Origin of the sequence: Xanthomonas arboricola pv. populi (genome assembly GCF_002939945.1) — a bacterium.
Taxonomy (GTDB): Bacteria; Pseudomonadota; Gammaproteobacteria; order Xanthomonadales; family Xanthomonadaceae; genus Xanthomonas; species Xanthomonas arboricola_A.
On record NZ_MDEB01000001.1, the window covers coordinates 1264039 to 1276432 of the forward strand.

8 protein-coding genes are annotated in these 12394 nt (G+C 66.2%); 5 read left to right on the top strand and 3 right to left on the bottom strand.

Going from position 1 to position 12394, the window contains the following annotated elements; all coding sequences use genetic code 11:
* The first annotated feature begins 29 nt into the window (after nt 1-29).
* On the top strand, nt 30-2909 hold the full coding sequence (locus tag XaplCFBP3123_RS06045; RefSeq protein WP_104533168.1) for a M16 family metallopeptidase: 2880 nt from the start codon (nt 30-32) through the stop codon (nt 2907-2909).
* A gap of 314 nt (nt 2910-3223) precedes the next feature.
* Nucleotides 3224-4162 carry a GAF domain-containing protein gene (locus tag XaplCFBP3123_RS06050; RefSeq protein ID WP_104533169.1) on the top strand — a complete coding sequence of 313 codons (939 nt, stop codon included), beginning with the start codon at nt 3224-3226 and terminating at the stop codon, nt 4160-4162.
* 766 nt (nt 4163-4928) lie between these two features.
* Here XaplCFBP3123_RS06050 and XaplCFBP3123_RS06060 read toward each other — a convergent pair.
* Nucleotides 4929-5942: a hypothetical protein gene (locus tag XaplCFBP3123_RS06060; protein ID WP_172453092.1), complete on the bottom strand. Its 1014-nt coding sequence runs from the start codon at nt 5940-5942 to the stop codon at nt 4929-4931.
* Between the two features lie 284 nt (nt 5943-6226).
* Nucleotides 6227-6979, bottom strand: coding sequence for a DNA-formamidopyrimidine glycosylase family protein (locus XaplCFBP3123_RS06065; RefSeq protein ID WP_104533170.1), 753 nt, complete (start codon nt 6977-6979; stop codon nt 6227-6229).
* A 107-nt stretch (nt 6980-7086) separates the two neighbouring features.
* Between XaplCFBP3123_RS06065 and XaplCFBP3123_RS06070 the strand changes: the two genes are divergently transcribed.
* Together XaplCFBP3123_RS06070 and treA are read left to right on the top strand one after the other, a co-directional pair.
* Nucleotides 7087-7869, top strand: a complete 783-nt coding sequence (locus tag XaplCFBP3123_RS06070; protein ID WP_104533171.1) for a DUF72 domain-containing protein — start codon at nt 7087-7089, stop codon at nt 7867-7869.
* Nucleotides 7870-8305: 436 nt separating this feature from the next.
* Nucleotides 8306-9979 carry an alpha,alpha-trehalase TreA gene (treA, locus tag XaplCFBP3123_RS06075; protein WP_104533172.1) on the top strand — a complete coding sequence of 558 codons (1674 nt, stop codon included), beginning with the start codon at nt 8306-8308 and terminating at the stop codon, nt 9977-9979.
* A gap of 148 nt (nt 9980-10127) precedes the next feature.
* On the opposite strand, the gene XaplCFBP3123_RS06085 is transcribed toward treA, so the two are convergent.
* Entirely contained in the window at nt 10128-11027 is a 900-nt protein-coding gene (locus XaplCFBP3123_RS06085) for an arabinan endo-1,5-alpha-L-arabinosidase (protein WP_253254138.1), read from the bottom strand.
* A gap of 580 nt (nt 11028-11607) precedes the next feature.
* On the opposite strand from XaplCFBP3123_RS06085, the gene XaplCFBP3123_RS06090 reads away from it, so the two are divergent.
* Nucleotides 11608-12303, top strand: coding sequence for an AIM24 family protein (locus tag XaplCFBP3123_RS06090; protein WP_039523320.1), 696 nt, complete (start codon nt 11608-11610; stop codon nt 12301-12303).
* The last annotated feature ends 91 nt before the right edge of the window (nt 12304-12394 follow it).

The window sequence follows — 12394 nt, forward strand, 5'->3', positions numbered from 1 at the left end:
CGGCCGATTGTCCTGCTCTGGAGTGTCACATGCTGCGTCCGCTGTCCCTGTTGATCGCCGGTGTGCTCGGCGTCGCTGCCGGTCCCGTTGCTCCCACCGTCGCTGCCGCCCCGGCCAGCCTGTCCAAGCCCGCGGCCAGCAGTGCCATTCCCGAGATCGGCTACACCCGCTTCACGCTGCCCAACGGCCTGACCGTGGTGGTGCACGAAGACCACAAGGCGCCGGTGGTGGCGGTGAGCATCTGGTACCACATCGGTTCCGGCGACGAGCCCGCCGGCAAGACCGGCTTTGCGCATCTGTTCGAGCACCTGATGTTCTCCGGCTCGGAGAACAACAAGGGCAGTTTCTTCGCGCCGCTGGAAAAGGTCGGCACCACCGACATGAACGGCACCACCTGGTTCGATCGCACCAACTATTTCGAGACCGTGCCGACCACCGCACTGGATACCGCGCTGTGGCTGGAATCGGACCGCATGGGCCACCTGCTTGGCGCGATCGGCCAGGAAGAACTCGATACCCAGCGCGGCGTGGTGCAGAACGAGAAGCGCCAGGGCGAAAACCGTCCCTACGGCCGCGTGGACCAGAACATCCTGTCCAACCTGTTCCCGGCCAACCATCCGTACCAGCACGACACCATCGGCTCGATGGAAGATCTGGACGCGGCCTCGCTGGCCGACGTCAAACAGTGGTTCAACGACAACTACGGCGCCGCCAACACCACCCTGGTGCTGGCCGGCGACATCACCGTGGCGCAGGCGCGCGCCAAGGCGCTGCAGTATTTCGGCGACATCCCGTCCGGCAAGCCGGTGGCGCGCCAGCAGCCGTGGGTAACCCCGCTGGCCGCGCAGAAGCGTGGCGTGCAGCACGACCATGTCTCGCAGCCGCGCATCTACCGCACCTGGGCCGCGCCGCAGCTGGGCAGCGATGCGGCGATCCAGCTGGATCTGGCCACTACCGTGCTCGGCGGCGGCAAGACCTCGCGGCTGTATCAGCGCCTGGTCTATCAGGACAAGCTGGTCGATGACGTGTCGGCGGCGATCCAGCCGTTCGCCCTGTCCAGCCAGGTGCAGATCCAGGCCGATGTGAAGGACGGCGTGGACCCGGCCAAGGTCGAGGCGATCATCGACGAGGAGCTCAAGAAGTTCATCACCCAGGGCCCCACCGCCGACGAACTGCAGCGCGCGCAGGTGGCCTACCGCGCCGGCTTCGTGCGCGGGCTGGAAAAGGTCGGCGGCTTCGGCGGCAAGGCGGTGATCCTGGCCGAGGGCCAGGTCTATCGCGGCGACCCGGGCGCCTACAAGCAGGATCTGCAGCGCGGCCAGGCCGCCACCGTGGACAGCGTCAAGCAGACCGCGGCCACCTGGTTCGGCAAGGGCGACTATCTGCTCACCGTGCTGCCAGCCGGCAAGGACTTCGACCCTGCCGCCGAAGACAAGGCAGTGATCGCACGTGGCGAAGAACCCGGCAAGCCGGCGCCCAGGCTGCCGGCGGCCGGCAAGTACAAAGTCACCGCCTCCACGCTGGACCGCGGCAAGGGCGTGCCGCAGACCAGCCAGTTCCCCGACCTGAGCTTCCCGCAGCTGCAGCGCGGCAAGTTGAAGAACGGCATCGAGGTGATCCTGGCCGAGCGCCACACCATCCCGGTCACCCAGGTGGAGCTGCTGTTCGATGCCGGTTATGCGGCCGACCAGGGCAACAAGCTCGGTACCGCCAGCTTCAGCGCCGCGCTGATGAACGAGAGCACCGCCGCGCTGGATTCGGTGGAAGTGGCGCAGCGTCGCCAACGCCTGGGCGCCATAACCGCGGTCGGCTGCGATCTGGACAGCTGCAGCGCCTCGCTGGATGCGCTCAACGACCAGCTGCAGCCGTCGCTGCAACTGTTCTCCGACATCGTGCGCAACCCGGCCTTCAAGGCCGCCGACATCGAGCGCATCCGCGGCCAGTGGCTGGCCGGCATTGCGCAGGAAAAGACCCAGCCCAACAGCCTGGCGCTGCGCGCGTTGCCGCCGTTGCTGTTCGGCCAGAACCACCCCTACGGCATCCCGCTCACCGGCAGCGGCACCGAGGCGGCGATCAAGAGCCTCAACGCCCAGGACCTGCAGGCCTTCCACCGCCAGTGGCTGCGTCCGGACAACCTGCGCATCCTGGTGGCCGGCGACACCACGCTGGCGCAGATCATCCCGCAGCTCGATGCCGCCTTCGGCGACTGGAAGGCCCCTGCCACGCCGTTGCCGAAGAAGAACCTGGTCAACGTCGCCGCACAGCCCAAGCCGCGCGTATACCTGATCAACCGCCCGGATGCGCCGCAGTCGGTGATCCTGGCCGGCCTGCTCGCACCGTCCACCAAGGCGCCGGACAACCTGGCGATCGGCGTGGCCAACGGCGCCTTCGGCGGCACCTTCACCTCGCGCCTGAACATGAACCTGCGCGAGAACAAGCGCTGGGCCTATGGTGCCGGCACGCGCATGCTGGACGCGCAGGGCCAGCGGCCGTACATGTTCTCCGCGCCGGTGCAGACCGACAAGACCGCCGAGTCGGCCAACGAGATCCTCAAGGAAGCCACCGCGGTCATCGGCGACAAGCCGCTGACCACCGACGAGATCGAGAAGATCAAGAACCAGCGCATCCGCGCCCTGCCCGGCAGCTTCGAAACCACCGGCGCGGTGCTGGGCGCGATCGAGGGCATCGTGCAGTTCGACCGCCCCGACGATTACGTGCAGACGCTCAAGCCGCGCCTGGACGCGATCGACCAGCCGGCCGCGCAGGCCGCCATCAAGGAAATCATCGCCCCCAACGCGATGACCTGGGTGATCGTAGGCGACCTGAAGAAGATCGAAGCACCGGTGCGTGCGCTCAAGCTGGGTGAGGTGCAGGTGCTGGACGTCGACGGCAAGCCGGTCAAGCGCTGAGGCTGGTCGGTCGTACACCGACGGCGCGGCCTTCGAGCCGCGCCGTTGCCAGATGCGCGGTACGCAATGGTGCGTGCGCGTATGAGTACCCGGTTCCTGCGTGCAATGCGCAGGCATCGCACGCGGGTTGGCAAACTCGCACCAGCGCTTCAGCCCGCCTGCCGCATGCACGCTCGCGTGCGCAGTGCAACGCGGATGTGGATCTGGATCCGCCCTTCAGACCACGCGAAGGCGCGCGGCCGATATCCACGCCGCGTTATCGGCGGTGTCGGTATCGTGACACCTTTCTTGCTCGCGCTTGCCTGGCTTATTCGATGAAGCAAATGCCCCCGGCTGACGAAGCCTCCCGCCAACAGGTCCTGGATGGCTATCGCATCGTCGACAGCCTGCCCGAGGACACCTACCAGGACATCGTGCAGCTAGCGGCCTCCCTGTGCAACACGCCGATCGCACTGATGTCGTTGGTCGATCGCGACCGCCAATGGTTCAAGGCCCAGCTCGGCCTGGGCATGCAGCAGACCGACCGCAGCCAGGCAGTCTGCGATCACGCGATCCGCAGCCCCGAGCAATTGATGGAAGTGCGCGACCTCACCCAGGACAGCCGCTTTGCCGACATCTCGGTCGTCACCGGCGACACCGGTGCGTGCTTCTATGCCGGCATGCCGCTGGTGACCTCCGACGGCGTGGCACTGGGCACCGTCTGCGTGCTCGACACCGAGCCGCGCACGCTCACCGACATTCAACGCACCGGGCTGCAGGCATTGGCGCGCGTCACCATGCGCCTGCTGGACGAGCGCAAGCGCGAGTTGCAGCTCGAGCGCGAGGCAATCCTGCAGCCAGTGGCGCCGATGGCGCCGTTGGCCATCCCCGTGACCGCCGACACCTGTTATCACCTGGTGATTCTGGAAGTGCAGGAACTGGCCGCGCTGGCCGAAAAACAAAGCGAGCGGCTGTTGGGCCGCGCCTTGCAACAGCTCGACCAGGCCTTGGCCGCGCAAGCGCAAGCTGACGGCGACAGCGTGGACCGTGTGACCGACAGCGCCGAATTCATCGCCGTGCTGCGCGGCCCAGATGCCGAACAGAAGCTGCAGGGCCTGCGCGACATCGCCCACCAGCAGCATGCGCACGGCCTGACGGTGCTGATCGGCCAGGCGCAGGCAACCCGCGGCGACGAGCCAATCGGCCAGGTGTTCCTGCGTGCGGAAGTCGCGCTGAGTGCGGAGAAAGACCGTTACCGCCAGAGCCTGGCGTGACGTTTCCGGTCGGCACCTGACGTGGCGCCGGATCGGGACCGGGATGCCTTGGGACTGCGTGGGAGACAGCGTCGCTGGTGATTCGACTCCCCGCGACCAACAACACCTGGTGCCTGGGTGCATGGCGGAAGGACGGTTTTTACCTCTTCTGCCAGGAAAGTCCCAAGTCCTGAACTCTCTCAGTTTAGGGACATTCAAACGACATTGAAGCTTGAGACTCGCTCGCCTTGAAAGGCGTGCGGTACGCTTTTGTAGCGGTCGATCTGGCGCTTTGCTGGAGGGCCCTTGCCCGCCCACCGTCGCAGGACACGCTGCAAGTACGTCCCTGTAAGCCCTTACGCGGCATCCATGCCGCGTAAGGTCCCGCGACGGTGGGCGGGCAAGGGCCAGTCGAGATGGTCGGGGCGCATGGAAGAGCAGTGCTGGATGCGCCTTGTTCGATCATTGAAGCATCGGCTCCAGGTCTGATGCACATGCACACTGCACGACAGGCAGCCTTTTAGATGAGCGTCGACCAACTGTCTGGTGCGGTGCCCTCGCCGCTTGCGGGACCGTGTGGCGGCATGGATGCCGCCACCGAGCACCCAGGGACGGGTTCACGGCGTGTCCCGCAAGCGGTGAGGGCACCGCGCACGCGGCTCACCGAGCTGTTGACTACACCCAGATACCGCGACGCACTGAAATTCAGTCGTCTTGTTAGCAGCCTTCTAAAGGTGCTGTCAGCCACCTACAGCTCAGCTGCAGGCAAACGCGCTCACCGAACCACTCACCCGATCGCACACTGCTTCAACTGGCGGTCGGCGTACCACAGCGCGCGGCGGGCCAGATCGTAGGCGCTGTCGGCCTGGCGCGGCAGCAGTTGCGCGGCCATCACCGGGTCCGCACCGTTGTTCAAGGCGTGCTCGGCACGTTCCAGATCGCCCAGGTGCGTGCGTACCTGCGACAACAGGGATTTGCGTTTGGACGCATCGCAACGCGCGCTGCGTTGTTCCAGCGCCGCCAGCGCCTCGCGGATGCGGCGGCTGGCTTCGCCCTTGAGATCGGGCGGCGTCTCATGCGCGATCGGCGCGGCCTTGTAGGCATCTCCGGTCGCGTCGCTGCCGATCTCGGCCTGATTGCCCGCCAACGCGGGGTTGAAGCGCACATCAGGCGGTGGTCGCGCCTTGGCCACCTGCGTCTGCGGCCCGTTGAGCATGTCGTTGAACTTCTTCATGCCGCGATTCATTTCCTGCATCGCCACATCGCCCAGCGTGCCGTCGCTCTTCCAGTCCTTGGCAAAGCGCGTGTCCTGGTATTGCACCGGGTTGACCCGTTCCATCACATTGCGCGCCTTGGCCTGCGCGCGTTCGTCGGTCATGCCCGGCGGCACCGCGGCGCCGGCCTGCGCCATCGGGTCGACCTGCGCATCGCGCGGCATGCGCAAGCGGCCTTCGCGGGTGTAGAGCTGGGCCGCCATCGATTCGCCAGCCGGCGCGTTGGCGGCCGCCACCTGCCGCTGCGGCGGTGGGGTGCGTGTTGGCGGTGGCGCGCTGCGCGCGGCCGATGCCGCGGCCGGCGCTGCGCGCGGTGCGGGTTCGCGTTGCTGCGGCGGCGTCACCGGCGCCGGCAGCGTCAACGGCGGTCGCGGCACGAAGTAGACCTGCAAACTGTCGTCGTGTTGCACGGTGTCGCGCGGCGGCGGCATATACAGCAACAGACAGGCAAGAAAGAACAGGATCGCGCCCGTGCATGCGACAGCGGCGACATGCGGGACAAGCGTTTCCTTCCTGCGGGTAATCACAATGCGGGAGACCGATGAGATGAGAGATGCGCACGCCGCACCGTGAACCCGGTGCAGGACGCGCAAATCTAGCGGGCGTGGCGTTTGCGCGCGTTTGAAATTCGTTGTTTGGGCCGCAGGCGCCAGCCGCCATTCACATTAGCGAGCGCGGCGACCGACGCGTGGCGCTTGCCGACAGGCGCTGCCGTTGCCCCGGCGACATGGATCCTGCGTGCTGTGGCGGCGGGCGCTCGGCCCACATCCGGTCGATGCCGCGGCTGGCCAGGGTGCATGCCGCACTCGCCTCAGTCATCCTCCGGGCGGTACAGCCGCTGGCAAACCTCGCAGAAAAACGCCCGCCGCCCGGCCTTGCCCAGGTGCTTTCGATACTGCAGCGGCGCACCATCGCGTGGGCAGCTGGTTTTGGTATGCACCTGATAATGCTTCTTCAGCACGAAGGCCTTTTTCCAGGCGTAGAAGTCGAAACTGTACGCGCGCGCCTGGGTGACCAGTTCGCCGAGCTTGCGCGCCGGCAACGCGCCCACTGCGCTTTCCGGATGCACACGGATGCGATGCAGCACTTCGTTCTTGATGATGTTGCCGACACCGGCAAAGATGGTCTGGTCCAGCAATGCATCGGCGGCGAGCATGCCGGGCGCAGCGCGTAATTTGCGCCGTGCCTGCGCGCCATCCCAGAGCGGGCTCATGACGTCGGCCGTCCAGTCGTAGACCTCGTCCAGCGGGCGCTCGATGAACTGCACCGAGCAGGCGTAGAAATTCAACCGCTGCCCCTTGGAAAACTCAAGACACAGACGCGGCACCGCATTCGGCTTGTCTTCGTCGATGCGATAACTGCCGAACAACAGAAAGTGGATGCGCACGCTGAACTGCGCGCACTCGATCAGGAAGTGCTTGCCCCAGCTGCGTAATGCCAACACCTTTTGCTGCTCCAGCCGCGCGATGGCCTGCTTGCTGTTGCCGGACACGCGCAGAATCTTGCGACCGACAAACGCTTCGGTCTGCTCGCGCAGGATGACAAGGGAAGGACCTTCTGGCATGCGCCCAGTATCGAAGGCGCCGGTGAGTCGACCGTGAGCGCAATGCACACGCGACGCTGACACGCGTGCATGCATAGAGTGCTGCCCCCTGGTCTTGCGCACACCTCATGCAGGCTCGTTCATCCATCGCCCCGCCGCGCGTGCGCTGTGGCTGCGCAGGCTGGTCGATTCCGGCCGCCGACCGCGCCGCATTCGGCGACGGCGCCAGCGTCCTGCAGCGCTATGCCACACGTTTTGATGCAGTGGAAATCAACTCCTCGTTCCATCGCCCGCACCGTGCCAGTACCTACGCACGCTGGGCCGACAGCGTGCCGGAGGATTTCCGCTTTTCGGTCAAGCTGCCACGCAGCATCAGCCACGATGCACGTCTGCAGGGTGTCGGCGCGTTGCTGGATGCATTCCTCGCCCAGGCCGGCGCGCTGGGCACGCGACTGGGCTGCCTGCTGCTGCAACTGCCGCCCAGCGCCGTCTTCGATGCGCCAGTGGCGGCCAGATTTTTCGCCATGCTGCGGCGGCGCTGGGACGGCGACGTGGTCTGCGAACCGCGCCATGCCAGCTGGTTCCTCCCGCAGGCACAGGCGCTGCTGGCGCGCCACCGCATCGCACGCTGCGCCGCCGATCCGGCACCGGTGCCGGACGCCGCCACACCGGGTGCGACAGCCGGCCCGCACTACTGGCGCTGGCACGGCGCACCGCGCATTTACTACAGCAGCTACGACGACAGTGCGCTGCAGACATTGGCCGACGCGGTGCGTAACGCAGCGTACGACGCGGCGCATCCGCAGGCAGAACGCTGGGTGATCTTCGACAATACCGCCGCCGGGCTGGCGGTGCCCAACGCGCTGCAGCTGCAGCGGTGTCTGCAGACCGATCGCCGGCGCCCAAGCTGACGCACGAGGACAGCAAGCCGCCTGCTCAGCGACAGGCCACGCTTTATCGGACTGCAGCCGGTGCGTCCACGCCGCCGCAATCGGTCAGGCCAGCAAGGCCGACCTGCCGCCGGCCATTACCCACATTCGCCGGCTGCCTTGCACTGGCACCCGTCGCTCACCGCGCTGCACCCCGCCGCGCGGTGTGGCGCGCATCTTGCGGCAACGCCGGCAATCCGACGCGACCTGGACGCGGCTCAAGCTGCCTCGATCCGGGCCGATAGGCCTGAATCGGCAACGCAACCCGCGCAATCACCTGCAGCACCGCGCCGGATCACCTTGCTGAATCCTGTCGTCTCCGTGCGACGTCTGTCGGCCTGCCGACACCGTCGTCCGGCCCCGCCCGCCACTTCGGTCGTTTACCATGCCGCACGTCATTGCCCGTTCTGGAGATGCCATGAGTTCTGCCGCGCCCCCGTGCTGCACGTCGCTGCTTGGCCTGTCGCTGAGCATGTTCGTGGCGCCCTGCACGCTGACCGCCGCGCCAATGGACACTCCGGTCGTCAACGCACCGGCGGCCACCCCGCCCACGCCCGACCTGGCCTACCCGGAACTGTTCCAGGCGGTGCAGCGCGGCGAGCTGTTCGACGACCAGAAGCACTTCGTCGACTTTCTGCCGCTGCGCGACCCGGCGCTGATCAACGCCGACTATCTGGCGCAGCACGATCACCCGGGCTTTGACCTGCGCAAGTTCGTGGATGCCAATTTCGAAGAGTCGCCGCCGGTGCAGACCGATGCGATCCGCCAGGACACCGCGCTGCGCGAGCACATCGACGAACTGTGGCCCAAGCTGGTGCGCAGCCAGACCCACGTGCCGCCGTACAGCAGCCTGCTGGCGCTTCCATATCCGTACGTGGTACCGGGCGGGCGGTTCCGCGAGGTGTACTACTGGGATTCCTACTTCACCATGCTCGGCCTGGTGAAGAGCGGGCAGACCACGCTCAGCCGCCAGATGCTGGACAACTTCGCCTACCTGATCGACACCTACGGGCATATCCCCAACGGCAATCGCAGCTACTACCTGAGCCGCTCGCAGCCGCCGTTCTTCTCCTACATGGTGGAACTGCAGGCCGGCGTGGAAGGCGAAGCGGTCTACCAGCGCTACCTGCCGCAGCTGCAGAAGGAATACGCCTACTGGATGCAGGGCAGCGAGGACCTGCAGCCCGGCCAGGCCGCGCGCCATGTGGTGCGCCTGGCCGACGGCAGCCTGCTCAACCGTTACTGGGACGAGCGCGACACCCCGCGCCCGGAAGCCTGGCTGCACGACACCCGCACCGCCGCCGAGGCCGGCGACCGCCCGGCCGCCGAGGTCTACCGCGACCTGCGCGCCGGCGCCGAGAGCGGCTGGGACTACACCAGCCGCTGGCTGGCCGATGGGCAGAACCTGCGCACCATCCGCACCACCGCCATCGTGCCGATCGATCTGAACAGCCTGCTGTATCACCTGGAGCGCACCCTGGCCCAGGCCTGTGCGCAGCCGGGCGTCGAGTGCACGCAGGACTACGCGGCGCTGGCACTGCAACGCAAGCAGGCCATCGATGCGCACCTATGGAACGCGGCCGGCTACTACGCCGACTACGACTGGCAGACACGCAAGCTCAGCGACCAGGTCACCGCCGCGGCGCTGTATCCGCTATTCACCGGCCTGGCGACCGACGCGCATGCCAAACGCACCGCCAGCACCGTACGCGCGCGCCTGCTGCGCCCCGGCGGCCTGGCCACCACTGCAGTGAAGACCGGCCAGCAGTGGGACGAACCCAATGGCTGGGCGCCGCTGCAATGGGTGGCGGTGGACGGCCTGCGCCGTTATGGCGAAGACGCGCTGGCACGCACCATCGGCGAGCGCTTCCTCACCCAGGTGCAGGCGCTGTTCGCACGCGAGCACAAGCTGGTCGAAAAATACGGGCTGGAAGCCGATGCGGCCGGCGGTGGCGGTGGCGAATACGCGCTGCAGGACGGCTTCGGCTGGACCAACGGCGTCACCTTGATGCTGTTGAACCTGTATCCGGACACCGCGACCAAGCCGGCGCCGGCCAAGCGCGTGCGCAAGCCCGAAGCGGCCACGCGCTAAGTGTGCGCCAGCGGCTGCCGGGCACTGCCCGGCAGCCGCTGGCGGCATCGCAGTTCTGGCAGTCGGCAACGCCGGCCGATCACTCCGACACGCATCGCCTGATCGTTGCGTCATTGCAGAGCGCCGCAGCGTGTTCCATTGATCGTTGCTACTGCACCACCGGCCATGCACTGCTGTCGTAACCCAGCCGATTGATGCCCAGGCGCGCGTCGCCGCGGTCGTCGTAATAGTGGTAGACCAGGATGTCGCCGTCGCCATCGCGAAACACTGATTGCCCGCCCGGCCCATGCATGCTGCCCAAGCCGGACTGGATCACCGTGCCGCCGCCGTTGCGCATGTCCACACCGGCGCGATCCAGATACGGCCCGGTCACCGAGCGCGCACGCCCCACCGCAATCTTGTAGGTGCTGCTGGCGCCCTTGCAGCACGCATCGAACGACACGAACAGGTAGTACCAGCCATTGGCCTGCTGGATGAAAGGCGCCTCCACCGCGCCCGGGGACGGCCGGCTCGCCAGGCTGTAGCGCGCCGTGTTGCCGGACAGCTGCTTGCCGGTGCCGGGATCGAGCTGGATCAGCTTGATCCCCGACCAGAACGAGCCGAACGCCAACCACCACTTGCCATTGCCATCCACCACCAGATTGCCGTCGATGGCGTTGTAGTCGTCGCTGCTTTTGGAGGTGTAGACGATGCCTTGATCCTTCCACGAGCCTGGTTTGCCGGTGCTGCTGCTGGCAAGCGCAATCGCGGAGGTATTGGTGGCGAACTTGGAGGCGGTGTAATACATCAGATACTTGCCGTCGTGGAAGGACACATCCGGCGCCCACAGCTGGTTGTCCGGGTTGTAGCTGCGCACCCAGCTCGGCATGCTGCTGAAGATCGCACCCGCGTTGCTGAATGTGGTCCGGTCGGTACTGGTGACCACGCCGGTAGTGGCATAGATGTAGTAACGCCCATCGCTCAGCTTGAGCATCGACGGATCGTGCACGATGGTGTCACCGCTCACCACGCCCGGCCCCACGGCCGCGTGCGCGGGTACGCTGTGCAAGCAAAGCGCAATGGCAATCACGGCCATTAGCCACGCGATCGTGCCGTCACGCAGCGGCATTCCAGACCAGCCCCCTTCCACTCGACTGCCGCCACTAACGCGCATCGCCCACTCCTTGAATAACGTAAGGACGTTTTCTGTAGGAGCAATCTAGCGCGGCAGAAATGCCACGAATCCGACGCTGATCTCAGAAGCACGGCGCAAGCCGAGCGGTTGTCTTATTTGCGACGTGCCTTCGTGCCGAACTGTGTAACGCACCTGAGATTCCATATGCCGGTGCGTGGCGCACATACGGTCACTGCACCAGTAGCGTATCGGAGTTATCTCTTCATCGTCTTGCATCGCGTCGATGACAACCCGTCTCCATGACGCTGCAAAACTACAGCACCACTCCACCACGACGCGCAGATCCCGATTGGTCGTCGCCTCGTTGTGGCCGTGATCGTGCGCGCCGACGCGCTGACTGAGCACCATGTGCGCCGCAACTCTGCAGACGTAAAGCGACTCGCACATCGGCACGCTTCGAAGACACAGGCCTGCCGCGTATCATGCGCACTCTTTCACGCATCGGGATGGACCCATGGCCGTACGCACGCTCAACGAATTTCTCGCCCATTCCAAGGAAAAGGACGTCAGCCCCGATCCGTTCGAACTGGAAAACCCGCATCTGCTGGAAGTGCGCCTCGACGGCATGGTGTGGTCCAAGGCCGGCGCCATGGTCGCGCGTACCGGCAACGTCAAGTTCACCCGCGAGGGGCTGCTGGAACAGGGCCTGGGCAATCTGCTGAAGAAGGCCGTCAGCGGCGAAGGCATGCAACTGATGAAGGCCGAAGGCCAGGGCCGGGTGTATCTGGCCGACCTCGGCAAGCTGGTGACCTTGCTGCGTTTGAATGGCGAGGCGATCTTCGTCAACGGCAACGACGTGCTGGCCTTCGAATCCGGCGTCGAGCACAAGATCACGATGATGCGCAAGGTGGCCGGCATGCTGTCCGGCGGCCTGTTCAACGTGCGCCTGAGCGGCCACGGCATCGTGGCGATCACCTCGCACTACGAACCGCTGACCCTGCCGGTCACCGCCGCCAGCGGCCCGGTGTTCACCGACCCCAATGCCACCGTGGCCTGGTCGGGCACGCTGTCCCCCGAGTTGGTCACCGACGTGTCGATCGGCACGCTGTTCGGCCGCGGCTCGGGCGAGAGCCTGCAGATGCGTTTTGCCGGTGAAGGCTGGGTGGTGGTGCAGCCGTACGAAGAAGCCAGTTTCCAGGCCAAGGGCTGATCCAGGCCGCCCGGCAGCAATCAACAAGGCGCATCCCAGCCCACCCTGTAGGAGCGCCCCTGGGCGCGAGGGGCCTTATCGGTAACGCCAC